This window comes from Streptomyces sp. NPDC056169, from assembly GCF_042268445.1.
Taxonomy (GTDB): Bacteria; Actinomycetota; Actinomycetes; order Streptomycetales; family Streptomycetaceae; genus Streptomyces.
Window position 1 is genome coordinate 81,314 of record NZ_JBHJUO010000002.1, and the last position, 25,330, is coordinate 106,643.

Annotated in this window: 20 protein-coding genes; 9 read left to right on the plus strand and 11 right to left on the minus strand. The window is 70.8% G+C overall.

Annotation, left to right across the window (positions count from 1 at the left end):
* Window positions 1-137: 137 nt before the first annotated feature.
* A complete protein-coding gene (locus tag ACFC0G_RS03085; RefSeq protein ID WP_376396309.1) occupies window positions 138-1,424 on the minus strand; it encodes a helix-turn-helix domain-containing protein in 1,287 nt (428 codons plus the stop codon).
* Window positions 1,425-1,646: 222 nt separating this feature from the next.
* On the minus strand, window positions 1,647-2,435 hold the full coding sequence (locus ACFC0G_RS03090) for a thioesterase II family protein (protein ID WP_376396312.1): 789 nt from the start codon (window positions 2,433-2,435) through the stop codon (window positions 1,647-1,649).
* A gap of 430 nt (window positions 2,436-2,865) precedes the next feature.
* On the opposite strand from ACFC0G_RS03090, the gene ACFC0G_RS03095 reads away from it, so the two are divergent.
* Together ACFC0G_RS03095 and ACFC0G_RS03100 are read left to right on the plus strand one after the other, a co-directional pair.
* Window positions 2,866-3,024, plus strand: a complete 159-nt coding sequence (locus ACFC0G_RS03095) for a hypothetical protein (protein WP_376396314.1) — start codon at window positions 2,866-2,868, stop codon at window positions 3,022-3,024.
* 104 nt (window positions 3,025-3,128) lie between these two features.
* Window positions 3,129-3,281: a hypothetical protein gene (locus tag ACFC0G_RS03100; protein WP_376396317.1), complete on the plus strand. Its 153-nt coding sequence runs from the start codon at window positions 3,129-3,131 to the stop codon at window positions 3,279-3,281.
* A 45-nt stretch (window positions 3,282-3,326) separates the two neighbouring features.
* Here ACFC0G_RS03100 and ACFC0G_RS03105 read toward each other — a convergent pair whose 3' ends face one another.
* The 3 genes from ACFC0G_RS03105 to ACFC0G_RS03115 form a co-directional block, all read right to left on the minus strand.
* Complete coding sequence (locus ACFC0G_RS03105) at window positions 3,327-6,371, minus strand: BTAD domain-containing putative transcriptional regulator (RefSeq protein WP_376396320.1); 3,045 nt, start codon at window positions 6,369-6,371, stop codon at window positions 3,327-3,329.
* A 494-nt stretch (window positions 6,372-6,865) separates the two neighbouring features.
* Complete coding sequence (locus ACFC0G_RS03110; protein WP_376396323.1) at window positions 6,866-7,594, minus strand: ATP-dependent endonuclease; 729 nt, start codon at window positions 7,592-7,594, stop codon at window positions 6,866-6,868.
* Window positions 7,595-7,689: 95 nt separating this feature from the next.
* Window positions 7,690-8,196 carry an AAA family ATPase gene (locus ACFC0G_RS03115; RefSeq protein ID WP_376396326.1) on the minus strand — a complete coding sequence of 169 codons (507 nt, stop codon included), beginning with the start codon at window positions 8,194-8,196 and terminating at the stop codon, window positions 7,690-7,692.
* A gap of 342 nt (window positions 8,197-8,538) precedes the next feature.
* Between ACFC0G_RS03115 and ACFC0G_RS03120 the strand changes: the two genes are divergently transcribed.
* The gene (locus ACFC0G_RS03120; protein ID WP_376396329.1) at window positions 8,539-9,906 is read left to right on the plus strand and encodes an MFS transporter; all 1,368 of its coding nucleotides are present in this window, start codon (window positions 8,539-8,541) and stop codon (window positions 9,904-9,906) included.
* Window positions 9,907-9,966: 60 nt separating this feature from the next.
* Here ACFC0G_RS03120 and ACFC0G_RS03125 read toward each other — a convergent pair whose 3' ends face one another.
* From ACFC0G_RS03125 to ACFC0G_RS03150, 6 genes are all read right to left on the minus strand, one after another.
* Entirely contained in the window at window positions 9,967-11,859 is a 1,893-nt protein-coding gene (locus tag ACFC0G_RS03125) for a helix-turn-helix domain-containing protein (RefSeq protein WP_376396331.1), read from the minus strand.
* A gap of 80 nt (window positions 11,860-11,939) precedes the next feature.
* Entirely contained in the window at window positions 11,940-12,767 is an 828-nt protein-coding gene (locus tag ACFC0G_RS03130) for a 3-hydroxybutyrate dehydrogenase (protein ID WP_376396334.1), read from the minus strand.
* A 55-nt stretch (window positions 12,768-12,822) separates the two neighbouring features.
* Entirely contained in the window at window positions 12,823-13,305 is a 483-nt protein-coding gene (locus ACFC0G_RS03135) for an NUDIX domain-containing protein (protein ID WP_376396336.1), read from the minus strand.
* Between the two features lie 29 nt (window positions 13,306-13,334).
* Entirely contained in the window at window positions 13,335-14,939 is a 1,605-nt protein-coding gene (gene lnt / locus ACFC0G_RS03140; RefSeq protein WP_376396339.1) for an apolipoprotein N-acyltransferase, read from the minus strand.
* Window positions 14,940-15,126: 187 nt separating this feature from the next.
* The gene (locus ACFC0G_RS03145) at window positions 15,127-15,693 is read right to left on the minus strand and encodes a hypothetical protein (protein WP_376396342.1); all 567 of its coding nucleotides are present in this window, start codon (window positions 15,691-15,693) and stop codon (window positions 15,127-15,129) included.
* A 62-nt stretch (window positions 15,694-15,755) separates the two neighbouring features.
* Complete coding sequence (locus ACFC0G_RS03150) at window positions 15,756-16,550, minus strand: glutamate racemase (protein ID WP_376396344.1); 795 nt, start codon at window positions 16,548-16,550, stop codon at window positions 15,756-15,758.
* Window positions 16,551-16,608: 58 nt separating this feature from the next.
* Between ACFC0G_RS03150 and ACFC0G_RS03155 the strand changes: the two genes are divergently transcribed.
* The 6 genes from ACFC0G_RS03155 (at window position 16,609) to ACFC0G_RS03180 (ending at window position 25,330) form a co-directional block, all read left to right on the plus strand.
* Complete coding sequence (locus tag ACFC0G_RS03155; RefSeq protein ID WP_376396347.1) at window positions 16,609-18,018, plus strand: glycosyltransferase; 1,410 nt, start codon at window positions 16,609-16,611, stop codon at window positions 18,016-18,018.
* Between the two features lie 378 nt (window positions 18,019-18,396).
* Window positions 18,397-20,718 carry a tetratricopeptide repeat protein gene (locus ACFC0G_RS03160; RefSeq protein WP_376396349.1) on the plus strand — a complete coding sequence of 774 codons (2,322 nt, stop codon included), beginning with the start codon at window positions 18,397-18,399 and terminating at the stop codon, window positions 20,716-20,718.
* Between the two features lie 203 nt (window positions 20,719-20,921).
* Window positions 20,922-22,184 carry an Nramp family divalent metal transporter gene (locus tag ACFC0G_RS03165; RefSeq protein WP_376396352.1) on the plus strand — a complete coding sequence of 421 codons (1,263 nt, stop codon included), beginning with the start codon at window positions 20,922-20,924 and terminating at the stop codon, window positions 22,182-22,184.
* Between the two features lie 193 nt (window positions 22,185-22,377).
* Window positions 22,378-23,103, plus strand: a complete 726-nt coding sequence (locus tag ACFC0G_RS03170; RefSeq protein WP_376396355.1) for a LuxR C-terminal-related transcriptional regulator — start codon at window positions 22,378-22,380, stop codon at window positions 23,101-23,103.
* Window positions 23,104-23,353: 250 nt separating this feature from the next.
* Entirely contained in the window at window positions 23,354-24,145 is a 792-nt protein-coding gene (locus tag ACFC0G_RS03175; protein ID WP_376396358.1) for a BTAD domain-containing putative transcriptional regulator, read from the plus strand.
* 231 nt (window positions 24,146-24,376) lie between these two features.
* A complete protein-coding gene (locus ACFC0G_RS03180; RefSeq protein WP_376396361.1) occupies window positions 24,377-25,330 on the plus strand; it encodes a ribonucleotide-diphosphate reductase subunit beta in 954 nt (317 codons plus the stop codon).

The window sequence follows — 25,330 nt, forward strand, 5'->3', positions numbered from 1 at the left end:
CTTCGCCCTCGGCGCCGCCACCGTCCTGCCCGTAGGCCTCGCCGACCGGGCGCGGGGCGCCGCCCGCGGGCCCGGGGTCGCGGGCGGCGCCCCCCGGGGGGGCCCCCCCCCCCACGGGGCCATGGTCCTGCGGGGGCTCACCCGCTCAGCGCCAGGGCCTGTTCCTCCGCGACGGATCTGAGGGGCTCCGCGGCCGGCGCTGCCGCCAGGAAGGCGTGGACGTGCCGCAGCATGCGGTACTCGTACCGGCTCCCCCGGTCCACCTGAAGGAGGGAGGAGTCGACCAGCTCGGAGAGCATGTCGATCGCTGCCGTGTCCCAGGCCTCCTTGCCTGCGGCCCCCCGGCCGTCCGCGGCGAGGACCTGGGCCGCGGGGAGCCGGGCCAGACCGGCCAGGAAGTCCCGCTGACGTTCGTCCAGCAGGTTCAGGCTCCAGCGGACGCTGGCCTCGACCGACTGCTGGTGGGGCAGCATCGAGTGGTCCGCCGAGCCGAGCAGCCTCCGCGCACGGCTGTCGGAGCGCAGCGTGGGCAGCGACACCATCCGCAGCCGCTGGGCCGCGAACTCGACCAGCCGGGGCAGCAGATCCAGGTCCTGGCACAGCTCGCCGAGCTGTGCGCGTTCACCGGACAGGTCCAGCGTCGGGCAGACCCTCTTCAGTCTTTCCAGCAGCAGTTCCACCGCCGCCTCCACCGTCAGCGACGGGATCTCCCAGAGGGTGACCCCGCTCCACCGCGGAGGGCGGCGGGAGGTGATGAGTATGCGCAGCTGTGGATGGCCGGCGATCAACCGGTCCACCAGCCGGTCCGTGGTTCTCGGCAGGTGCTCGGTGTTGTCGAGTACCAGCAGCAGGCGCCGTCCGGTGTCCGGCGTCCCGTCGTCGAGCAGCCCCTCGACGGCTCCCCACGCCAGCTCCATGACCGAGTCGAGGTCCAGGTCCTGTTCCGAGGGGATTCGGCCCATCTCGGCGACGGCCACGCCGTCGGCGAACAGGCGGCAGACCTTTTCGGCGACCGCCTGGGCCACCCGCGACTTGCCGACTCCGCCGGGTCCGGTCAGCACGGTCACCTGATTGTCAGTCACCAGTTCCGCTATTTGCCGCACTTCGCTCTCCCGCCCGATCATCGGTGTGCGCGGCGGTTTCGGCCCTCGCCAGACGCCCTTGCCGGGGCTGACCATGTGCATCCATTCGGCGACGGCGGAGGAGGACGAGTCCGCGCCGTCGGCGGGCAACGCCTGCAATTCCTGGCGCAGGCCGGGGTCGAGAACGGCGAGGAGCATGTCGACGGAGCTGCGGCGCGGCTTGACGATCTGCCCGCGTTCCAGATTCCTGATGGTCCGGACACTGATTCCCGACAGCACGGAGAGTTCCTCCTGCGTGTATCCGCGCATCAGACGCAAACGGACCAGTGCGTTGTTGGACATGTCAGTTCCCCCAGTTCCCTTCGTGCGGCGTTGCCGCAGGCTTCCGGCAGCGGGACGCACCAGCGGGTGCGTCGGCAAGGGGAGTATCCGTCCGACCGTTCCCGTTCGCCTCCCGCGGGGATACCGAAAGGGGCCATTCGGGGAATGGCCCCTCGCCGCGCCGCGGGGAACACCCTGCGACGCGGCGTGCGACTGCTTCGTCCGGCCGCTTCAGCTGTGTGCTCAGCTGTGTGCGGGCTCCCTCCCGGGCCGGACTGCCGCCGGGCCGGTGGGAAGCAGTCGGCCGATCGCGGCCATCATCGCCCCGGGATCGGCGTACGGATATCCGTGGTCGCCCGGAAGCGTCGTGACGGTGAACTCCCCGGCGGCGCAACGCTCCCAGTGCGGCAGGGCATCGGGCGGCGTGACCAGGTCGTCGGCCCCGCCGAAGGCGTACAGCGGAGTGTCGATCCGCGTCGGTTGCGGCACGAGGTAGGACTCCGCGTAGCCGAGGTCCATCCGTACGGCCCGGGTGACCTCCGTCAGGAACGCAGGGTAGTCCAGCAACTCGGCGGGCAGCCCTCCGTTGTCGGACAGCCAGGTGAGCAGGGTCCGTTCGTCGCTGTGGGCGAGCCTGCGACGCGGCGGCACCTGGGGAGCCCGGGTGCCGGAGATCAGGGCGGCCAGTGGGGCGCGCACGTGGTCCCGTTCGGCCCGTACGGCAACCTCGTAGGCGAGCATTCCGCCGAAGCTGTGCCCGAACAGCAGGTACGGCATGTCGAGTTCGGGGCGCAGCCCCTCGTAGAGCGCGTCAGCCAGGGCGCCCATGCCCACCGGCATCCGTTCGCGGGCCCGGGTGCCCCGCTCCGGGAGTTCGACCGGAGCCAGTTCGACACCGTCCGGGAGGTGCGCGCGCCAGCTGGAGAACGCACCGGCTCCACCACCGGACTGCGGTATGCAGATCAGCCGTACCCGCGGCGTTCCGGCGCGGCACCTGCCGGTGATCCAGCGACTCTGGGGCTCAGGTCTCATGCTTTCGGCTCCCTGTTCCTTCTCCTGCTCGGGACGACCGCACCGGCGGTCCGGGACAGGAGCCTCCCAGTGCGGGACGGCGGGCCGCCAGGACAGAGAGGGGCAACTCAACGGCAAATGGCGGCTGTTGTAGGCGAGGTAACGCCGAGGGAGAGAAACGGTATGGCGTGCGGAGATCCTTCCACCCGGAAAAACGTTCACGGAGGAGTACCACATGACACATCCCACGCCCCCTCGCGATGACGGGCTGGTGGAGATCGAACTGAGCGATGTCCTAAGGGAATTCGCGGCGACGGAGCGATGCTCCCGGAGCTCCGCGGCCTTCCGTAGGACCGAAGGCGCCGAGCCCGGCAGAAGATTCACCATCGAGACCATGACCACGGACGGCATGCACCGCGTTGTCGCACTCCGGTCCGAGGATTGTGTGCCTGTGACCGGGGAGGACCGGGCCGTGCTGCGGTCCACGGTCACGGCTCTGCTCGATCTCACCGACCATCAGGAAGGAGCGGCACGGACCGAGGTGACCCTGTCGGCGCACGGCCCCCGCATCGCGGCGTGCTTCCTCGAAGGAGGTCACAAGACCCACTGAATCTCCGGGGGAACGGGGGCGGGAACCGCACAGGAACCGTTCGGGAAGCCCTTCGGCGAATGTCTGTCTCGTCAGCAGGACACCAAGCGGGGGGAAGCGGAATCATGGGACGCAATCTGACGGGACTCATCGCGGTGGCCATGACGGTACTGGTTCTCGGCACGGCGGCCGCGGTGGAGTCCGGTGCGTCGGACGGGCCGGGGAAGGGATACCACGTCATCGCCGAGGACAAGGGACCCACCGCTGTCAGGGTGTGAACTCCGCCCGAAGTCCGCACTCCGCCGCACCCTGCTCCGGTGCGGTCAGCTCCTGCGGCAGGACCCGGGAATCCCCAGTTCCGCGAACAACTCCTCGGCGGACCTGCGATGTTCGTCGGCTGTGCGTCCGTCGCCCAGTGCCCCGGCCGCCTCGGCCATGCCCGCCAGCGCGTACGCCTCCTCGGCCCGGTAGCCGACCGAGGAGGCGAGTTCGTACGCGCGGCGGTGCACGGTCAGCGCCTCGTCGTACTGGTGGTTCCTGCGGAGCAGGCGCGCGACCAGGTTCTCCACCTTGGCCCTGCGGAGCGGGGAAAGGCTCTGCCGGACAAGGGCCCGGGCCTGCTCCGTGAACTCGGACTCCTGCCGGGAGCGGCCGAGCCGGTGGGCACTCTCGGCCGACAGGGCCAGGACCAGGGCCACCTGCCCCGGCTCCCGCGTGCCGTCGCACAGCTCCCGCGCACGCGCCAGCCGTACCTCGGCCTCGGCGTACTCTTCGAGGCCGAAGTGGGCGAAGGCCAGATCGGTGAGCGCCACCAGTTCGTTCTCGTGCTGCTCCAGTTGCCCCGTGAGTTCGACGGCCCGCAGGGCCGCTTCGACGGCCTCGCGGTAACGGCCCCACTGCTCGTACAACGCGCTCAGAATGGTGAGGCTCTCGGCCTCGGCCCGGACGGAGCCCAGCTCCCTTTCCGTCGCGATCGCCTCCTGGAGGTCGGCGAGCGCCTCGGGGAAGCGTCCGAGGAGACTATTGTACAGACCCAGCGTGCTTCCGCAGTGGGCTTCCGTGTGCCGGTCTCCGAGAAGCTGGGCCACCTTGCGCCCCTCCTCGGCCACCTCGATGCCCTCCGCGAAGCGGCCGAGCTTCCAGCAGGCGACGCCCAGGTTGGACAGGGCCACACCCAAGAGAGCCAGGTCGTTGAGGCGACGGGCCGCGGCGACCGCGGTCCGGCTCAGATCCGCGAACTCCTCAAGAGAGCCACGTGCGTTGAGCTGGAACGACAGATTGCGTGCCAGGCAGGCCGCATGCCGGTCGTACCCGCGTGCCTCGGCCAGGCCGACGGTGGCGAGCAAAGTGGTGTGCTCCCGCACGAACCACGCCCCGGCCTGGGCGGCACTGTGGATGTCGGGCAGTTCGGTGGGAGCCTCGGACACCCCGGTGGGCCGCCGCCGACGGCCGGGGAAGAGGAACTCGCACGACACCTCGGTCGCCGCGAGGTAGTAGTCGAGGAGCCGCCCGACCGATGTGGCGTCCTCCTCCTCGGTCGTCCCGCAGAGCAGGCCCCGGGCGAAGGCGCGCACCAGATCGTGCAGGCTGTAGAGGCCCATCTCCGGTTGCTGCAGCAGGTGGACGTCCAACAGGAACTCCAGGACGTCCTCGGCCTCCCGGGTGGCCAGACCCAGCAGCGCCGCTGCCGAGCAGAGGTCGATGTCGCCCCCCGGGTGCAGCGCGAGGACCCGGAAGGCGGTACGGCACTCCTCGTTCAGCGCCTGGTAGGAGAGTCGCAGGGTGGCGGCGACGCTGCGCTCGCCGAGACTCAGCTCGTCCAGCCTGCGGGTCTCGTCACGAAGCCGGTCGGTCAGGTACTGCACGGTCCAACGGGGCCGGTTGTGCAGCCGGGCGGCCGCGATGCGCAGGGCCAGCGGCAGGTGCCCGCAGAGCTGGGCGAGTTCCCTGGCGGCCTCGGGTTCCGCGGCGACCCGGTGTGCGCCCACCGTCTCGGCGACCAGGGCGGCGCTCTCGTCCGGGGCCAGCACGTCGACGGATATCCACTTCGCTCCGTCCAGGTCGACCAGCCGCGCACGGCTGGTCACGATGGCCAGGCAGCCGGGCGACGTGGGCAGCAGGGGGACGACGCCGGCGGCGTCCGGTGCGTTGTCGAGCAGGAGCAGCACCCGCTTTCCCGCAAGAGTGGACCGCCACAGCGCTGTGCGGCCCGGCACGTCCTCCGGGATGCTCCCTCCCGGCACATCCAGTGACCGCAGCAGGATGTCGAGTGCGGTGCCCACGGTGACGGGCAGCTCTCCGGGGGTGTGGCCGCGCAGGTCGATGTGCAGCTGTCCGTCCGGGTGGGCGGCTGCGAGCCGGTAGGCGGCTCGTACGGCCAAGGAGGTCTTGCCGCTGCCGCCCATGCCGTCGATCGCCACGATCCGGCTGCGGTCGTCCGCCTCGTGCGCGCACGCCAGCAGTTCTCTCAGCTCCCGCTCGCGCCCGGTGAAGTCCGCCAGGTCGTACGGCAGGTCGCAGGGCACCCGGTGCGCGGTGGGAGGGGTGACGGCCGGAGTCACTGCCGGAGGGGAGACGGGAGCGGCAAGTTCCGGGCTCTCCCGGAGGATGCCCTCATGGAGCCGGGTCAGCTCCGGTCCGGGGTCGATACCGAGCTCCTCGGCCAGTAACTCGCGGACGGCGCCGTACTCCCCCAGCGCCTCGGCCTGCCTGCCCGACCGGTACAGCGCGAGCATGAGCTGTGCCCGGAAGGCTTCCCGCAGCGGATGGCTGGTGACCAGCTCCCGCAGTTCGACCACCAGCATCGATGCCTCGCCCAGGCGCAGCCGGAGATCGAAGTACCTCTCCGCCGCGGCCAGCCGCCCCTCTTCGAGTGCTACCGCCGAGGCGTCGACAACAGGGCCGCCCTGTCCGGAGAGCACCGAGCCCCTCCACAGCGCGAGGGCCGCGTTCAGTGCCTCGACCGCGTCGGCGGGCGCTCCCGCCGCCGACGCCAGCCTGGCGTCGTGGACCCGCGCCTCGAACTCGCACAGGTCCAGTTGGGGCACCGACACCACGGCGCGGTAGCCCGGCCCGTCGGTGACCAGCACACTGCTGCCTTGAGGAATCCGCCGGCGCAGGTCGGCGACGGCCTTGCGCACCTGATGCGCGGCGGTCGCCGGAGGCTCCTCGTCCCAGACACCGGCCACCAGACGGGAGACGGGCAGTACTTTGCCGTGCTCCAGGAGCAGCATGACGAGCACGCGCTCCTGAATCGCTCCGCCGAGCCGCAGCCGGTTCCCGTCCGTCCACACCTCCAACGGCCCGCAGATGTTGAAGCGCAACAGTCTCTCGTCCGGTTCGGTCCCTGTGGATTCCGATTCCGTCATCCGTAGCCCCCCACGTACCCCATGGTTAGCTGGATGATAGACGCCGCGATCACGCTTGGATACGCAACGTGAAACCGGAGTCGCGCAGGCCTCTGGCAGGACTACCTCCCCTCGTCGAGTGCACGGCCCGGAGGAGATGTCACCGGCTCCAAAGGCGCTGACAGACCGCTGTTTGATGCCTCTGTACGCACCGGGGCCGCGGCCTTACGAGGGGTCTGGCGGGGAGCTGTCCGGCTGCCCCCGGGGGGGCATGGGGTGTGGGAAAGGACGCAAACCCCTTGAGTGGCAGACGTCCAGCCCTGGGCGAGAAGTGCCAGTTTGAGACCGACCAGGCTCGTCTTACCGGAGCCCGGCGCTGCCTGCAGGTCCATGGTGTGGAGGCTCTGGAGGAAGTCCCATTGCTCCTGGTGCGGGAGGGTGAGCCCCATCTCGGCCGCGACCGTCTCGGCCTTGTCCTTGGACAGCGTGTCCGGCGTCAGAGGCAGTTCCATGACTCACGCCGCTCCACAGAGGTAGCCGAACGCGTCGCGCAGGTATGGGGGGAGGTTATCTCGGGCGAGGGACCTCGGCGTGAGCAGCTGGGAGGCGAGGTGCGGGCTGTGTGTGGTGGGGACGACCTGGACCCTCGGGTCACCGGCGCTCGCCCCACCTGCTGCCCGATCGAGCAGCAGATCCATCACGCGTGTCTGCGGGTGAATGTGCGCCTCGGGTTCCTCAATCAGAAGCAGCGGAGCCACATTGTTGTTGCCCAGCAGCAGGAGTTCGGCTGCCATGAACATCGCGTTGGTGTATCCGAGCCCGCGACGGGTCCATTCCGGCTCGCCACTCGCAAGCCCGAGTTCGAGACGCTGCAGAGCGCGGGAGAGAGTGGCATCCCCGGCGACCCCGATCTCGCCTTGGAGGACGTCGCTTCCGATGGAGAACTTCTCCAGGTACCCCTTGTTGATGTCCTCCAGGGCATCCTTCACGGCCCTGTTGGAGCGGATGTGGTGCTTGGCACGGCGCAGGATGCCGACCAGCGTGCTGGCCGAGTCGTCACCGGCTGCGAAATCGTCCGTGCCCTCGGCCTTCATCGTGGGATATCCGGCAAGGATCTGCGACAGCCGGGAACCCCGGCCGGCCCGCAGCTCCCCCTCGGCGTCACGAAGCGGGCGAAGGTGCGTCGCCTTCAAGTGCTCCCGCGCCTTGCCGTCCAGCGTGGGCCCATCGCCATTCGGCCCCATACGAGTCGTGACCGAAACGCGATGTGGGGGCAAGGAATCCAGCAACTCGGCCCTGAAGCTGATGTACAGCGACGACGTTCCCTGCGCGTCGGTGGTCAGATGCTCGAGGAAAATTCCCTGCTCCTCCTCCGAGAGCTCCTGGAAGCGACAGGTGATCGTGAAGAAGTCCGCGCGCGCCCGCCTGACCCAACGTGGAAATCGTCTTTGGTGACGCGGTAGAAATCCGCGGCTGTCGTCAGGAGGCACAACCGAACGGCGTCGACGACGGCCGTCTTCCCGGCGTCGTTCTCGCCCAGGAGAACGGTTACACCGGGCGCCAGGTCTAGTTCGAGCGCATCTCCCGCATCCTCGGGCGAGCTCCGGGCACCGAAGATACGGAAGTTCTCAGCCGTCAGCGTGGCCAGATACATGGCACCCCCACCGAAGGGCAAGTGCCACAGGTGGGCACCGGCGCATCCCCCGCGCCCCACTCCCCAGCTGTGCGCGGCTATTCGGGAAATCGTACGACTCGAACCAGCCTCCGCGGACGGCTGTCCGACCCACGGCACCGGCAGCGTCACGCATGGGGGATCGCAACCTACGACCGGCCTTGGCGCATCCATCGGAACCCGGTCTGTCGCAGATGTCCGAGTTCAACGCTGCGTAGTCAGCACCAAGTCAGCACGGGAGCGGTCGGCAGGGGTGCTGACATGGGATTTCAGTCAGCACCAAACCAGCACGGGAGCCAGCACCGCACCACCAAAACGTGCCCGATCAGCGCAACCCGGACAGCCCCCACGACCGGCTTCTCGCGGGCCTTCGGCGAGTCGCAACAGCAGGCCATGGAGGCCGGGCGCATGCGGAAGCGTCGAACTATGGTGTCCCACCACATACGCCTCTGACCTGCGTCTTCTTACGGTGTGGCGACACGAAAACGTCCCCGTACCTGCCTGGAAGTGGTGCACATGGCCGCCGCAACACCCTCCCCGACGCCACCCAACTCCCTCAAGAAGATCGTCGCCGCCAGCCTCATCGGGACCACCATCGAGTGGTACGACTTCTTCCTGTACGGGTCCGCCGCGGCGCTCGTGTTCAACAAGTTGTTCTTCCCCGAGTCCGATCCGCTGGTCGGGACCCTGCTGTCCTTCCTGACGTACGCGGTCGGGTTCGCCGCCCGGCCGCTCGGGGCGCTGGTGTTCGGGCACTACGGGGACCGGCTCGGGCGGAAGAAGCTGCTCGTGCTGAGCCTGCTCCTGATGGGTGGGGCGACGTTCGCGATCGGGCTGCTCCCCACCCACGCGACCGTCGGCTCCGCCGCTCCGGTGCTGCTGACCGTCCTGCGCCTCGTGCAGGGGTTCGCGCTCGGTGGCGAGTGGGGCGGGGCCGTGCTCCTCGTGTCCGAGCACGGGGACGCGAAGCGGCGCGGGTTCTGGGCCTCGTGGCCGCAGACCGGGGCGCCGGCCGGGCAGTTGCTCGCGACCGGTGTGCTGTCCGCGCTCACCGCGCTGCTCTCGGACGCCGCCTTCGCCTCCTGGGGCTGGCGCGTTCCGTTCCTGCTCTCCGGCGTCCTCGTGATCGTCGGGCTCTGGATCCGGCTCTCCGTCGACGAGTCGCCCGTCTTCAAGGCCGCGCTCGCCGCCGCCGAGGAGCGCAAGGCCGTTGCCGGGCAGGCCGAGAAGACGCCGCTGGTCGCGGTCCTGCGCCACCACTGGCGGGACGTGCTCATCGCGATGGGCGCCCGCATGGCCGAGAACATCTCGTACTACGTCATCACCGCGTTCATCCTCGTCTACGCGACCACCCAGGTCGGCCTCTCCAAGCAGACCGCCCTGAACGCCGTCCTCATCGGCTCCGCCGTCCACTTCGCGGTGATCCCGCTCTGGGGCGCGCTCTCCGACCGGCTCGGCCGCCGTCCCGTGTACCTGATCGGCGCGATCGGCGTCGGCGCCTGGATGTTCCCGTTCTTCACGCTGATCGACCGGGGCACCTTCGGCTCCCTGCTGCTCGCCGTGACCGTCGGCCTCGTCCTCCACGGCGCGATGTACGCGCCGCAGGCCGCCTTCTTCTCCGAGATGTTCGCGACCCGGATGCGCTACTCCGGTGCCTCCATCGGCGCCCAGTTCGCCTCCGTGGCCGCCGGCGCGCCGGCGCCGCTCATCGCGACCGCGCTGCTCGCCGACTACGGCGACTCGACCCCGATCGCCCTGTACGTCATCGCCGCCGCGCTGCTCACCGTCATCGCCATCGCCTGCGCCAAGGAGACCCGCGACCGCGACCTCGGCGAGATCGAGGAGCGCACCCCCCGGGAGTCCCGGGTCGGGGCCGACGTCTGACGGACGGCGAGGAGCCCCGTGCCCCGCTCACCACGAGCGGGGCACGGGGCTCTTCGCGTGTCACTTCGCCGGGACCGCCGCCGAGAGCGCGTGCAGGCGCAGGGCCAGCTGGATCTCCAGGGCGCGGGCCGGGGACTGCCAGTCCGGGCCGAGGAGCCGGCCGACCCGCTCCAGGCGCTGGGCCACCGTGTTGACGTGGACGTGGAGTTCGTCCTTGGTGCGGGCCGGGCTCATGCCGCTCGCGAAGTAGGCGTCGAGGGTGCGGACGAGGTCGGTGCCGCGGCGGCGGTCGTACGCGACGACCTGGCCCACGGTCCGTTCGACGAATCCGTCGATGTCCCGGCTGTCGGCGAGGAGCAGCCCGAGGAAGCCCAGGTCCTCGGCGGCGGCGCCCTGACCGGAGCGGTGCAGGAGCCGGAGCGCGTCGAGGCAGCGGCGGGCCTCCTCGTACGCGACGGCGACCTGGTCCGGGCGGTCGAGGGGGGCTCGTACGGGGGCGGAGGCGCCGACGGTGACCGGCTCGTGCAGGGTGCCGCCGAGGTGGCGGGCGGTCTGGCGGGCCAGGTCGGCGGCGCTCTCGCCGGGGCCGAGCGGCAGCAGCAGGACCGTGCCGCCGTCGCGGGCCGAGGCGAGTCCGTGGCGGGTGGCGGCCAGGTGGGTGGCCGCCGACCAGAGGCGCTGGCGGTCGGCGCTCTCGCGCCCGCCGGTATCGGGGTCGGCCGCGGTGCCGGCCCGGTCGATGCGGGCGGCGAGCACCACGTGCGGGGCCGCGCTGTCGGTACGGAGCCGGGCGGCGCGCTCGCGGAGCAGGCGGCGGTCCCGGTCGGGGGCGTCGAGGAGGTCGTCGAGGAGTTCGCCGCGTACCCGCTGCTCGGCCTCGCCCGCGGAGCGGCGGGCGAGCAGCAGCAGGGAGGTGACCAGGGCCGCCCGTTCCAGGGTGCGCTGGTCGACCGGGTCGAGGTCGGGCTGGCCGTGGAGCACGAGGGCGCCGAGGGTCTCGCCGCCCGCGGAGACGGCGGCGACCCAGTCGTCGCCCTCGCGGACCGCGTGGCCCCCGGCGTGGCGGGCGGCTCCGGCGCCCTCCTCGGTGAACTCGACCGTACCGCCGAGGACCTCGGAGACGGCGTCGGCCACGTCGTGGACGCCGCCGCCGTGCAGGACGAGCTCGGAGAGCCGGTCGTGGACCTCCGAGGCCCGCTCGATCACTCCGCTGTGCTCGCGGATGATGTCGTTGGCGCGCTCCAGCTCCGCGAGGGCGGAGCGGGTCTCGGCGAGGAGGTTGGCCGTGTCGATGGCGACGGCGGCGTGCGCGGCGAAGGAGCCGAGCAGCGCGACCTGCTCGCGCTCGAAGACCCTGGCCCTGCGGTCGGCGGCGAACAGGACGCCGATGACCTGGCTGCCGAGGCTGAGCGGGACGCCGAGGATGGCGACGAGGCCCTCGTCCCGTACGGCCGTGTCGATGGTCCGGGTGTGCTGGAAGCGCGCGTCGTCGAAGTAGTCGTCGGTGACGTACGGGCGGGCCGTCTGGGCGACGAGGCCGCCGAGCCCTTCGCCCATGCCCAGTCTGAGCTGCTGGAATCGGGCGGAGACAGAGCCGTCGGTGACCCGCATGTACGTGTCCCCGGCGGCCGGGTCGTTGAGGCTCAGATAGGCGCACTCGGTGCCGAGCAGCGCGCGGGCGCGCTGGACGATGGCGCGCAGCACGGCGTCGAGGTCGCGGAGTCCCGCGAGGTCGTGGGCGGTCGCGAAGAGCGCGGAGAGCTCCGCCTCGCGGCGGCGCCGCCCCTCCAGCTCGGCCCGGACGCGCAGGGCGAGCAGCTTGGCCTCTTCGAGCTCGGCCAGCGCCTCGGGGCCCGCGCCGCTCGCACGGGCGAGCAGCACGGGCCGGTCGTAGGCCTCCGTCGCGGCTCCTCGGGTGAGGAGTTCCAGGTAGGAGACGTGTTCGTGGGACATGGACACAGGGATACCTGCCGAACGTGTGGTCGCACCACCCCTGTGGACAACCGGTTCCGCGGCATCCGCAGGGGCGTTCCTCAGTGGGCGGTCCAGCCGCCGTCGAGGGTGAGCGAGGTGCCGGTGATGAACGAGGCCTGCGGGGTGCAGAGGTAGAGGACGGCCTCGGCGACCTCCTCGGGTTCGATGAGCCGCTTGAGCGCCGAGTCCTTGAGCATCACCTCGGCCAGGACCCGCTCCGGGGGGATGCCGTGGGCGGTGGCCTGGTCGGCGACCTGCCGCTCGACGAGCGGGGTGCGTACGTAGCCGGGGTTGACGCAGTTGGAGGTGACGCCGTGCGGGGCGCCTTCGAGGGCGGCGGTCTTCGACAGGCCTTCCAGACCGTGTTTGGCGGCCACATAGGCGGACTTGAAGGCGGAGGCACGCAGCCCGTGGACGGAGGAGAGGTTCACGATCCGCCCCCAGCCCTGGGCGTACATGTGCGGCAGCGCGCCCCGGATGAGCCGGAAGGGTGCCTCCAGCATCACCGTGAGCACCGTGTGGAAGACGTCCGGCGGAAAGTCCTCGATGGGGCGGACGAGCTGGAGTCCGGCGTTGTTCACCAGGATGTCGGCTCCCGCGGCGGCGGCCTCGGCGGCGTCCAGGTCGGTGAGGTCGAGAAGCCGGGGTTCGACGCTCCCGGGGAGGCCGGCGGCCTCTCCCGCCAGGGTCTCCAGGCCCTCGGCCGCCCGGTCGACGGCTCTGACCCGGGCCCCTGCGGCGGCGAGCCGCAGCGCGCAGGCCCGCCCGATGCCGCTGGCCGCGCCCGTGACGAGCGCGGTGCGGCCGGTGAGATCGAGGGCGACGACCCCGGGCAGCGGGGAGGGCGAGGCCGAGTCGGACACGGGGGCGGTGATGGGGGCGCTCATGCTCCGCACCCTATGAAGGGGCCACTCCCCCACCGATGTGGTCCCCGCCCATAGTTCAGCTGGTCTCTGTGGTGCGGAACCATGTGGGGTCGTCGGCGAGCGCCTTCTCGATCCGGAGGTACGAGAAACGCTTCATCTCCGGCAGGTCGTCCACCTCGAACCAGCCGACCTCGGTCGACTCGTCGTCGTTGACCCGGGCCTCGCCACCCACCGCACGGCAGCGGAAGGCCACGTCCATGTACTGGCAGGTGTCGCCGTTGGGGTAGACGACGGGCTTGCGCAGGGTCTCGACGAGCAGGATCCGCTCGGGCACGCAGTGCACGGCCGTCTCCTCGTACACCTCGCGCACCGCGCAGTCGGCGGGCTGCTCGCCGGGCTCGACGATGCCTCCGATGACCGCCCACGTTCCGTTGTCGGCCCGTCGCCCGAGGAGGACCCGGCCCCGGTCGTCGAAGACGACGGCGCTCACTCCCGGCAGGAAGAGGAGCTGGTGGCCGGCCGTCTCGCGCAGGGCGCGGATGAAGTCAGGGGTACCCATGACACCGACCCTAGATCATCGGATGATCATCACTCCGCGGGCGTGCGGCGGGCTCGTACGGAACGGAACGCCGACCAGCCGAGGCCGGCGACGGCGAGGGCCGCGAGCAGGGCCTCCGGCAGGGTGCCCATGCGGGTCGCCGGGGTGAGCGAGGAGCGCAGCGGCACCTCCTCGACCAGGACGTCGGGGGTGAACATCTTGGTCTGCGCGACGATCTCGCCGTCGGGGCGGATGACGGCGCTGACGCCGCTGGTGACGGGCACGACCACGGACCGGCTGTGCTCGACGGCCCGCACCCGGGACATGGCGAGCTGCTGGTAGGTCATCTCACTGCGGCCGAAGGTGGCGTTGTTGCTGGGGACGGAGATGAGCTGGGCGCCGTGGGTGACGGTGTCGCGCACGGCCCAGTCGAAGGCCGCCTCGTAGCAGGTGGCGAGGCCGACCTTGGTCCCGGCGAGGTCGAAGACGCCGACCTTCGAACCGGGGCCGAAGTCGCGGCTGACCCGGTCGACGTTGCTGTTGAAGAGGCGGACGAGGGGCCGCATCGGGATGTACTCGCCGAAGGGCTGGACGTGCCGCTTGTCGTACGTGGCCACGGGGCCGCGCTCCGGGTCCCACTCGATGAGGGTGTTGCGGAGCTTGCCGGTCGGCGGGGAGATGACCGCGCCGATCACCGTGGGGACGCCGATGTCGCGGACGGCGTCGTCGATGACGTCGGCCGCGTCGGGGTTCGCGTACGGGTCGATGTCCGAGGAGTTCTCCGGCCACAGGACGAAGTCGGGCTGCGGCTCGCGGCCGGCCTTGACGGCGTCGGCGAGCTCGTGGGTGCGGGCGGCGTGGTTGTCGAGGACGGCGCGGCGCTGGGAGTTGAAGTCCAGGCCGAGGCGGGGCACGTTGCCCTGGACGGCGGCGACGGTCGCGGTGCCGTCCTCCGCCGTGTCGTCGACGAGCGGCAGCGCCGCGAGCGCGCCCGTGACCGGGAGGAGCACGGAGAGCGCGGCGGCGGCGAGCGGACCGCGCGGAACGGTGCCGGTGGCGCGGTAGGCGCGGAGCTGCCGGAACGCCTCGTACAGGCCGAAACCGCAGAGGGCGACCGCGAAGCCGAGCACCGGGGTGCCGCCGACGGCCGCGAGCGGCAGGAAGACGCCGTCCGCCTGCCCGAAGGCGATCTTGCCCCAGGGGAAGCCGCCGAAGGGCACGCGTGCGCGTGCCGCCTCGGCGAGGATCCACACCCCGGCCGCGAAGAAGGGCCACCACGGAAGCCGGGAGACGGCCGCGACGCCGAGCCCGGCGGCGGCCACGAAGAGCGCCTCGATCGCGGCGAGGGCGAGCCACGGGACGGGGCCGACCTCCTCGCCGGTCCAGACGAGCAGCGGGAGCATGAAGCCGAGACCGGCCAGGTAGCCGAGGCCGAAACCGGCGCGGAGGCGACGGCCCCGCAGGGTCCAGCCGAGCAGCGCGAACGCGGGCAGGGCGAGCCACCACAGGGGGCGCGGCGGGAAGCTCAGGAAGAGCAGGAGCCCGGACAGCAGGGCCGTCCCGGGCCGCACGAACCGTCGCAGCGGGGAACCCGGCGCGGACGAGCCTTCGGCTCCGGACGCGGGGGCGGGTGCGGGGGTGATGGTGGCGCTCACCTTGCGGAGTCTACGGGGCTTCCCTGTCGACACCGAGGCGGGTACGAGCCGGGTCACCGGCCGACGAGGTGCGGTCCTGCCGCCGCCGAGCCGCTGTGGTGCCGCGGGTCGAGCCGCCGTCGTGCCCACCGTGGTGCCGCGGTCGCTGGGGCGTCCTGCCGCCGCCCTGCCTGCGGGGACGGTGCGGTCAGACTCCTGTCGGGGCGGACGGTCCCGGCGGGGCCGGGTGGCGGAGGCGGTCGCGGATGACCCGGACCGCGGACTCGGCGTCGTCGACCGTGACCGTGAACGTCAGGCCGTCACCGAGGCGCAGGACCAGGGCCTCGCCCCGCCGGACGATCACCGCCGTGCCCTTCTCGGGGCGCCAGCGGTAGCCCCAGCCGCCCCACTGGCGCGGGGTGACGCTCGGGGCGAAGTCGGCGCCGACGACATGGGAGAGGGGGATGCGCCGGCGCGGCAGGCCGATGTGGCCGCAGCGGACCTCCATGGCGCGGTCGTCGACCCTGACGGCCACGTGGACGAAGGCGAGCGTGCCGAAGAGGACGAGCAGTCCTGCCGCGACGCAGCCGATCACCGCCATGAGGAGGGCCGCGATGCCCGAGGTCCAGGCCGACTCGACGGCGATCGTGATGCCGAGGGCCATACAGGCGGCACCGGCGGCCGCTGCCAGCCACTGCAGGCGATTGGTGGCGCGGCCGGTCCAGACGGCGGGTTTCCGCTCGTCGGCACGCTGGTCCCGCGGGTACTGCCTCATACCAGGAAGCGTACTCAGGTTCGTCCAGTGCGGCGCGTCGGAGCGCGGTCACTCCCTCACGGTCAGTGAGCGGGGGCGGCCGCCGCGAGGAGACGGCCTTCGGCGTAGCCGAGGGCGGTGGCGGGGAGCTGTCCGGGGCGCCCGCTGAGCAGGACGGAGAGGCCGCCGGTCGGGTCCGCGTCGGGCGCGGGCTCGGCGCCGATCCGGCGCAGCGCCTGCGCGGCGACGGCGTCGGCGGAGCCGTGGAAGACGATCGGCGGCAGTCCGCCCCGGTCGCGCGCCTCCAGGGCGGCGACGATGCGCTCCTCGACCAGCTCGTAGTGGGTACAGCCGAGCACGACGGCGCGGACGTCGGCCGGGGTGAGGGCGGCGGCCGCGGCGACCGCCCGGTCCACGGCCTCCGGGTCGGCGTGCTCCACGGCGTCGGCGAGCCCAGGGCAGGGCACCTCGGTGACCTCGGCGCCGCCCGCGAAGTCGCGGATCAGTCCGCGCTGGTAGGCGCTGCCGGTGGTGGCCGGCGTGGCCCAGATGGCGACCTTGCCGCCGCCGGCGGCCGCGGGCTTGATGGCGGGGACGGTGCCGATGACGGCGATGTCCGGTTCGAGTGCGGCGCGCAGGGCGGGCAGGGCGTGCACGGTGGCGGTGTTGCAGGCCACGATGAGGACGCGCGGGCCGTACTCGGCGGCGGCGCGGGCGACCGCGAGGGCGCGCTCGGTGAGGTCCTCGGGGGTGCGCGGACCCCACGGCATGCCGTCGGGGTCGTTCGAGAGGAGCAGATCCGCGTCCGGCCGGAGCCGACGCACCGCGGCTGCTGCCGGGAGCAGGCCGATTCCGGAATCCATGAGCGCGATCTTCACCCGGTCACCCTAGCCGATGGGCCTTGTACACCCGGCGATCTGGGGCAGACTGCGGCAAATGAGCACCCTCGCCTGGTTCGCGATCGCTTCCCTGGCCGTCTGGCTCTGGCTGCTGCTCGGCCAGGGCTTCTTCTGGAGGACGGACCAGCGTCTGCCGCCCGTCGACGAAGGCCGCGATCTGCCGGCCGGGGGCGGATGGCCACGGGTGGTGGTCGTCGTACCGGCACGGGACGAGGCCGAGGTCCTCCCCTTGAGCCTGCCGTCGCTGCTGGCGCAGGACTATCCCGGCGAGGCCGAGGTGATCCTCGTCGACGACGGGAGCACGGACGGTACGGGGCGGCTGGCCGCCGAACTGGCCGAGCGCCACCGGGACGGGCCGACCGATCGGCACCACGGATCGGACGGTCCGCATGCCGGGTCGGACGGGTCGGACGGTCCGCACGACGGGTCGGACGGGTCGGACGGTCCGCACGACGGGTCGGACGGGTCGGACGGTCCGCACGACGGGTCGGACGGGCCGACCGATCGGCACGACGGCTCGGACGAGGCGGCCGGTCGGCGTGGTGAGGTGATCGAGGCGCGCGGCGGGCTGCCGCTCACCGTCGTGTCGCCGGGTGAGCCGGAGCCCGGATGGACGGGGAAGCTGTGGGCGCTGCGACACGGCATCGCCCTGGCGCGCACGCGCGAGCCGGAGTTCCTGCTCCTCACGGACGCGGACATCGCCCACGAACCGGACAGTCTGCGGCTGCTCGTCGCGGCGGCGGTGGCGAACGACCTGGACCTGGTCTCGCAGATGGCGCGGCTGCGGGTCGCGAGCCGGTGGGAGCGGCTCGTCGTGCCCGCGTTCGTCTACTTCTTCGCGCAGCTCTATCCCTTCCGCTGGATCAACCGGGCGCGGCCCCGCGCGACGGCCGCGGCGGGCGGCTGTGTGCTGCTGCGGACGGAGACGGCGGTGGCGGCCGACGTGCCGGACGCGATCCGGCAGGCGGTGATCGACGACGTGTCGCTGGCGCGGGCGGTACGGCGCGCGGGCGGGCGGATCTGGCTCGGGCTCGCGGAGCGGGTCGACAGCATCCGCCCCTACCCGGGCCTCGGCGAGCTGTGGCGGATGGTGTCGCGGAGCGCGTACGCGCAGCTGCGGTACAGCCCGCTCGTGCTCGCCGGGACGGTGGCGGGTCTCGCGGTCATCTATCTCGTGCCGCCGGTGACCCTGGCGGCGGGTGCGGTGACGCGGGACGCGACGGCGGCTTGGGCGGGCGGCGCGGCCTGGGCGGTGATGGCGGGGACGTACCTGCCGATGCTCCGCTACTACCGGCAGCCGCTGTGGCTCGCGCCCCTGCTCCCCTTCACCGCTCTCCTCTATCTCCTGATGACCGTGGACTCGGCCGTGCAGCACTACCGCGGCCGGGGGGCGGCGTGGAAGGGACGGACGTACGCGGGGAACTACGTTTCCCGACCCGAGGAGTAGGGAGGGCATGATCTGAGCCACTTCACGCGGGTGGACTGGTGTGAATGAGCCAGCGTCTTCCGTTGGTGCAGGCCACGGTGAGAGCCTGGTAAGAGACAGCAGCACATGCGTCTTGGCGCAGTGACGAATTGAGGCCCTCTTGACAACGGTAAAGGAGTTGACTCCCCCGCCCGCACCGCTCACGCGATCGCAGGACGGGCCGTTGGATCGCCCTTGCCCAAGAGCCGCTTGACCTCTTCTTGACTGTCCGCCTATCGTCGATGAGTTCGCCTGGCATTTCATTGTTCGTGACGCTCGCGATTTCCGTTTGATGCGGCATCCCGTTGACCGAGACCATCATTCAAGGGAAGGGGGGCAGTCGTCGTGGAGAAAAGCGGCATGCCGTCACCGTTCGTCGAGGAACTGCAGCGTCTGCTGACTCAGCGACACATGTCCTGGCGCCGGCTCGCCGACCTCATCAGCTACCACCCCAGCTGGCTGAGCAAGGTCCGGCACGGCGCTCCCCCTTCGGCCAGCCTGGTCAGACGCTGCGACGAAGCCCTCGAAGCCGGCGGAAAGCTCATCGCACTCGCCGCGGTGAAGTCCGCCCAACGCCCGGCCCAGCTGCCGACGCCGCTGGCCGGTTTCGTCGGCCGGGAAGCCGATCGCCGGCGAATCCGCGAGGTGCTGACGCAGGCAGCAACGGCGCACAGCACACCCGTCGTCTCGATCGACGGTCCGCCCGGTGTCGGGAAGACCGCACTGGCGCTCCGCTGCGCCGACGACATCATCAGGTCGGAGCCCGATGCTTTTCCCGACGGCCAGCTCTACGCGGACCTCAAGGGGTATTCGAAAACGGGCCTTTCCGCGCTTCCCGGAGAAATCCTCGAAGAGTTCCTGACTTCCCTCGGAGTTCCGGTCCACGACATCCCGGCGAAGACCGAGCGAAGGGAGAAGCTGTACCGCTCGCTCCTCTCTTCCCGGCGCGTCATCGTGGTGCTCGACAATGTGGCCTCCTCGGAGCAGGTGGAACCTCTGTTACCGGGGGCGGCCGGGTGCGCGGTCGTCCTGACGAGCCGCCGGAGGCTCGGTGGACTCGCCATGCGGGTGGGGGTGGAGCGGATCCTCCTGCGCCACCTCTCGCAGCAGGAGAGCGTGGAGGTCCTGTCCTCGGTCATCGGCTCCGTCCGCACCACCGCCGAGGCCGACGCCGTCACGGCCCTGACGGAGCTGTGCGGACGTCTCCCGCTGGCCCTGCGGATCGCCGCCGACCGGGTGGCGGCCCACCCCCACCATCCGATCGGCGAGCTCGTCGACGAGCTGGCGGCCGAACGACACCGCCTCGACGGCCTGGCCGTGCACGACTCGGTGACCGTCCGCTCGGCCTTCGAGTGGTCGTACTGCGACCTGAAGCCCGAGGAGGCCCGGACGTTCCGCTTCCTCAGCCTGCATCCCGGTCCGCACGCGAGCGTCGCGGCGACGGCGGCGCTCATCGGCAAGCCGGTCCTGAAGACCCAGCAGCTCCTGCAGCGGCTCCACGAGGTCCATCTCCTGGAGGGCGTGTCCTTCAGCCGCTACCGGTTCCACGACCTCCTTCGGCTCTACGCGGCGGAGCGCCTCGCGTCCGACGAGGAGGAGAAGGACCGTACGGCCGCCGTGGGCCGGCTCGCCGACTGGTATCTGCACTCGAGCCTCGCGGGCGTACGGACACTGGCTCCGTTCCGCCACAACATCCTGGACTTCCGGCAGTCCGCCGGCCGCGTCACCCCGCTCCGCTTCGAGGACGACGAGGCCGCGCTGCAGTGGTTCGACACCGAGGCCGCCAACTTCGCCCAGGTGATCCGGCTCGCCATGGACCACGGATTCCGTGACACGGCCTGGAAGTTGGCCGTCAGCCTCTACGACTACTTCTGTCTGCTCCGCAAGCCCGGAAGCATCTGGCTGGGCATCATGAAGGTGGCGCTGGAGGCGGCACGGGCGTCGGGTGACCGGTTCGCCGAAGGCTGGTTGCAGACCGGGACGGCCGAAGGGTACCGGTGGCAGCGCCAGTACAAGCGCGCCCAGCAGCACTTCGAGCGTTCCCTGTCGGTGTGGCGGCAGGTCCAGAACCGGCACGGTCAGGCGTGGACGCTCGGCGGGATGGGATTCCTCGCCGCCGACCAGAGCGACTGGGACGAGGCTCACGCCCGCGCCCAGGAGGCGAGATCCCTGTTCGCCGGGCTCGACGACCACGACGGATCCGCCTCCGTCCTCCTCACGCTCGCCGACAGCTACCACGGCTGGCACGACGACGACCAGGCGCTGCACACGCTGGGCAAGGCCCTGGACATCTTCGAGGAGATCCGGAACTACGACGGGCAGGGCCGGGCGCTGACCAAGATGGCGGGGATCCACACGGCCCAGGGACGCCACGAGGCGGCACTCGCCTGTCTGGAACGAGCCCTGGAGACCCTCAGGGCGGCCGGCGCCCACGGCGGCGAGGCGGACTGCCTGTACCGGCGCGGGCATGCGCTGGAGAGCCTGGGCCAGGAGAGCCGGGCCATCGCGTCCTGGAAGGCGGCGCTGAGCCTGTACGAGGAGCTCGCCGACGGCCGGGTGGCCGAGCTCCGCTCGCGCATCGCGAGGGCCCGGCGCTGTCCCGGGACGAGAGTCGCGGGGAACTGCCGCTGCGGCCCGAGGCCCGCTGCGCCTCCTGATCCTTTCCCGACCGCCCGGCGGTGACGTGCCTCGGCACGTGACCGCCGGGCTTTTCCGTGCACCTGAATACGCATTCGCACGTGCACGTGCAAATGCATCGGCCGTGTTTCCCCGAACCCTCAACAGGCCAACTCTTGTCGGCGATCGCCCCCGTCATGTCGCATGGAGTCGCGGGTGATTCGCGATTCCCGTGGTGGCCGCCTATTCGGAGGAGCGCTGTTCCGCTGATGACCGATTCATCGACCCTGACCCATGAGACCGGGCCCCCCGCACCGCCCGGAAGTCTCCGGTCCCGGCTCGGAACGGCCTACGGATTCCTGGGGTCGGCGTTCGTCGTCGCGGTCGCCTATGTCGACCCCGGGAATTTCGCCACGAACATGACCGGAGGCGCCCGCTACGGATACCTCCTCCTGTGGGTCATCGCGTCGGCCAGTGTCGCCGCGGTGTTCGTGCAGTACCTCGCCGCGAAGCTGGGCATCGCGAGCGGGCGCAGCCTGCCCGAGCTGTGCCGGGAGCACTACCCGAGGCCCGTGACGTACGGCCTGTGGTTCCAGGCCGAGCTGGTGAGCATGGCCACCGATCTGGCCGAGTTCGTCGGCGCGGCGGTGGCCCTCAACCTGCTGTTCGGCGTGCCTCTGCTGCCGGCCGCGCTGATCACGGCCGCGGTGTCCCTGGTGATCCTGATGCTCGCCCCACTGCGCCGGCGGCGCTTCGAGACCGTGATCCTCGCGCTGATCCTGCTGGTGTCCGCCGGCTTCGCCTACCAGGTGTTCCGCTCGGGTCCGCCGGCCGCGGCGGGCGCGGGCCTGATCCCCGGCTTCGCGGGCACGGACAGCATCCTGCTGGCCACGGGCATGCTCGGCGCGACGGTCATGCCGCACGCCATCTACCTGCACTCGGCCCTCACCCAGGAGCACCACCGAGGCTCGGTCGCGGCCCGCAGGAAGGCGCTGCGCTCCATGCTGAAGGGTCTCGTCTGCGCCCTCGGCATCGCCGCCGTGATCAACGCCTCCATGCTGCTCGTCGCGGCGGCCTCCCTGCACGGGACGTCCCTGCCGCACGAATCGCTGGACGACATGCACGCCGGGCTCGGCCAGGTCCTCGGCAGCGACACCGCCCTCGCCTTCGCACTGGCCCTGCTGGCCTCGGGCATCGCCTCGTCCAGCGTCGGAACCTACGCGGGCCAGGTCATCCTGTCGGGGTTCCTGCGGACACAGATTCCCGTACTCCTGCGCAGACTGCTGACGATGGCGCCGCCCCTCGCTATTCTCGCGCTCGGTACGGATCCCACCCGGGCCCTCATCATCAGTCAGGTCGTGCTGTCCTTCGGGATCCCCTTCGCACTGATACCGCTCGTCCTGTTCGGCCGCCGCAGCGATGTGATGGGACCGCTGACCAACCGACGGCTGACCACCACGATCGGCATGGTGGTGTCCCTGGCGATCTCCGGCCTGAACGTGTTCCTCCTCCACCAACTGCTGGTGGCCTGAGCCGTTTCCGCCGGCGCCGGTGCACGGCCCGCACGGTGAGCCGGGCCGCTGTTGCCCGGAACAGTCAACGGGTCAACACTTGGCCCGCCCGTCGTCACCGTGCCATGTTCGACAGAAGGCAGGTGAGGGTCCGCCACCGCACGGTGCGCGGCGTTCACCTCTGGAATCCTCGTGTGGTGGAGGTCTTCTGTCCGTGGTCGCACGCCGTCGCCTTGAGGTCTACCGCCGGAGCCGATGCGAGGGCGGCTTCCCCCTGAAAGAACTCGCCCCCGCCCGCGACGGGGTCAAGGAGCTGCTGGACCTCGACTCGGCATGTGCCCTCATGCACGAGGTGGCGGCGGAGAGCAAGGACGAGGTCGTCGCCATGCTGCCCGGAGGCGGTCGCCCGATCCTGGAGCTGTTCGAGTGCGAGCCTCCGTTGCTCGCCCCGGGGATCCCGACGCGGCTCCTCTTCCAGCACACCGCCCGATTCGACAGCTCCGCGCGGGAGCAGGCCGAGGCGCTGATCGGGGCGGGGGCCCGGATCCGTACGGTGGCGCCGTCGTTCGGCCAGCTGATCGTCTTCGACGCCGCCATCGCCTTCATCCCCGTCACCGAGGACGACGGGAGTGCGGTGGCGGTGATCCAGGACCCCACCGTCGTCGCCTTCCTGTACTCCTCCTTCGGGCGCTCGTGGGCCGGCGCCCGGGACTTCGCACCCGGCCCCGGCGAGCTCGTCCTGATCAGCGACGACCTCAAGGGCGAGATCCTCCAGATGCTGATGAACGGCGCCAAGGACGAGACGATCGCGCGCAGACTCGGCCTGTCCGTGCGCACCTGCCGGAAATACATCGCGCAGCTCATGCAGAAATTCGGGGCCCGCACCAGGTTCCAGCTCGGATACGCGGTGAGTCAGGGAACGGCACCTCTCGAGGACTGACGTATTCGACGACAAAGTCCAGGCGTGCGACAGCGCGCCTGGACTTTGTCATGTCTGTCCGAACTCTGTCATGTCCGCTTGTTCCGGGCCCAGTTACTGAGATGGATGTGCAGCTTCATGAACGATTCTGAGGTGGACTCCGCACATTTCCCCACGCATAATTCAAGTGCGAACTACGAGGAGTTGACTATGCCTCAGTATTTCAACTGGTCCTCTTGCGTCGGGAAATTCCACCCGATCGAGGTGGGTCATGCGGTTTGAACTGTTGGGCTCGGTGCAGATCCGTGACGGTGACCGCACCGTGCCGTTGGGCGGGGTGCGGCACAGCGCGACGCTGGCGTTTCTCCTGCTGCACAGCAACGAAGTGGTCTCCGTCAGCAAGCTGATGTCCGCCGTGTGGCCGGCCCGAGTGCCGCCCACGGGACGGCAGATGCTGTACAACGCGATCTTCCGGCTCCGTACGATCCTCTCGTCGTACGGCGGTGATGCGGAGCTGCTGCACGAGGGGCCCGGTTACGTGCTCCACGTACGGGACGACAGCCTCGACGTGCGGCAGTTCCAGGCCGGGGTGGCCCGGGGCCGTAGCGAGCTCGCGGCAGGGCTGTGGGGCGAGGCGTCCGACACCTTCCGTGACGCGCTGGGTCTGTGGCGGGGGCCGGCGCTGGCGGACCTGGCGGAGCACGGATACTCGTGGCCGGAGTCCACGGCCCTCGACAACGCCCGCACGGCCGCGCTGGAGAGCCGTATCGAGGCCGACATCACCCTGGGCCGCTACCGGGACGTCATCGGCGACCTGGAGGGGCTCGTCGCGGCCGAGCCGCTGTGGGAGCAGGCCTGCGGGTGGCTGATGCAGGCGCTGTACCACTCCGGCAGACAGGCCGACGCACTGAGCCTGTACCGGCGCACGCGGGCCGCACTCGTCAGCCAGTTGGGGCTCGAACCGAGCCCGCAGCTCCAGGCGCTGGAGCGGGCGGTGCTCAGTCACGACCTGGAGTACGCGAGCACCTCGCCGGCGCTCCACGGGGGTTACGGGCGCCCCTGACGCGCTCTGCCGCTCGCGGCCGCTCCCTGACAGCCACCCACGCCCCCAACGACCTCCCACGCACCACCCCGCACTCCCCACGACCTCACCACGACCGTCTGTCGACCACGCACGGCCGCGCACGCATGCCCACGACCCCGTGCTGGTGTGCCGCACCCTCCGCATCCGGCGCGACGCAAGGTTCGATCCCGTCACTACACGAGGAAACCGGAGAGATATCCGATGGCCCCTATGGACCCATCGCTCGTCACGTCCGTCGAGCAGTCCTCCCTCACCGAGCTGGGGGAGATCAACATCGACGACATGATCGACTACGTGCACAAGGACCTGAAGAAGCTTCCCGAGTACATCGATCTGTACAAGCGCTACTTCAAGCACCGTTGGAACGCCTACGACCTCGACTTCTCCCAGGACGCCATCGACTGGCGCACCAAGATGACGGAGGAGGAGCGGGACGCCTTCAAGGAGATCGCGGCGGCGTTCCACCACGCCGAGCGTCAGGTCGAGATCGAGCTGCCCGTCTTCATGCTCTCGGGCAGCGAGGACGCGAAGCTCTACCTGTCCACGCAGATCGAGGACGAGGCCCGGCACACGCTCTTCTTCGACCGGTTCTACCGGGAGGTCGTGGGGCTGCCCGGGGACTCGGTGGCGGAGCTCCTCGCCGCCTCCTTCGACTACGTCCCCGAGTCCTTCGTCGGATCGTTCGGGCTGATGGCCCACCTCTCGGACGACCTCCGCAAGGACCCGGACAACCAGAAGCTGCGCGTGCGGTACGCCACCGCGTACTTCCTGTGGATCGAGGGCGTCCTCGCGCTCAGCATCATGAAGATCACGCTCACCTACTGCCGGACCCGCGGCTATCTGCCCGGCTACTACACCGGTTTCATCGCCTCCTGCCGTGACGAGGCCCGTCACGTGCAGTTCGGGATGCGGTTCCTGCGCGACGCGATCCAGGAGGACCCGCGGCTCGTGCACGAGGTGTACGAGACCCTGCGTACCGAACTGGCCATGAACGGCGGCGTCAGCAAGCCGGCACCGCTGGAGCCCCTCGGCTGGGACGCCGAGGCGGTCACCGAGTTCATGATCCGTCAGGTGCAGAACAAGCTGTCCGACGTCGGGATCGATCTGCCGCCGGACATCGCGGCCATGGTGCAGAACATCCAGCCCGAGATCGCGGGAGGTTGA

Coding starts and splice junctions, on each gene's coding strand:
- ACFC0G_RS03085 (WP_376396309.1), bottom strand. CDS start 1,424: ATGTCCAACAACGCACTGGTCCGTTTGCGTCTGATGCGCGGATACACG.
- ACFC0G_RS03090 (WP_376396312.1), bottom strand. CDS start 2,435: ATGAGACCTGAGCCCCAGAGTCGCTGGATCACCGGCAGGTGCCGCGCC.
- ACFC0G_RS03100 (WP_376396317.1), top strand. CDS start 3,129: ATGGGACGCAATCTGACGGGACTCATCGCGGTGGCCATGACGGTACTG.
- ACFC0G_RS03105 (WP_376396320.1), bottom strand. CDS start 6,371: ATGACGGAATCGGAATCCACAGGGACCGAACCGGACGAGAGACTGTTG.
- ACFC0G_RS03110 (WP_376396323.1), bottom strand. CDS start 7,594: ATGGGGCCGAATGGCGATGGGCCCACGCTGGACGGCAAGGCGCGGGAG.
- ACFC0G_RS03115 (WP_376396326.1), bottom strand. CDS start 8,196: ATGGATGCGCCAAGGCCGGTCGTAGGTTGCGATCCCCCATGCGTGACG.
- ACFC0G_RS03120 (WP_376396329.1), top strand. CDS start 8,539: ATGGCCGCCGCAACACCCTCCCCGACGCCACCCAACTCCCTCAAGAAG.
- ACFC0G_RS03125 (WP_376396331.1), bottom strand. CDS start 11,859: ATGTCCCACGAACACGTCTCCTACCTGGAACTCCTCACCCGAGGAGCC.
- ACFC0G_RS03130 (WP_376396334.1), bottom strand. CDS start 12,767: ATGAGCGCCCCCATCACCGCCCCCGTGTCCGACTCGGCCTCGCCCTCC.
- ACFC0G_RS03135 (WP_376396336.1), bottom strand. CDS start 13,305: ATGGGTACCCCTGACTTCATCCGCGCCCTGCGCGAGACGGCCGGCCAC.
- ACFC0G_RS03145 (WP_376396342.1), bottom strand. CDS start 15,693: ATGAGGCAGTACCCGCGGGACCAGCGTGCCGACGAGCGGAAACCCGCC.
- ACFC0G_RS03155 (WP_376396347.1), top strand. CDS start 16,609: ATGAGCACCCTCGCCTGGTTCGCGATCGCTTCCCTGGCCGTCTGGCTC.
- ACFC0G_RS03160 (WP_376396349.1), top strand. CDS start 18,397: ATGCCGTCACCGTTCGTCGAGGAACTGCAGCGTCTGCTGACTCAGCGA.
- ACFC0G_RS03165 (WP_376396352.1), top strand. CDS start 20,922: ATGACCGATTCATCGACCCTGACCCATGAGACCGGGCCCCCCGCACCG.
- ACFC0G_RS03175 (WP_376396358.1), top strand. CDS start 23,354: ATGCGGTTTGAACTGTTGGGCTCGGTGCAGATCCGTGACGGTGACCGC.
- ACFC0G_RS03180 (WP_376396361.1), top strand. CDS start 24,377: ATGGACCCATCGCTCGTCACGTCCGTCGAGCAGTCCTCCCTCACCGAG.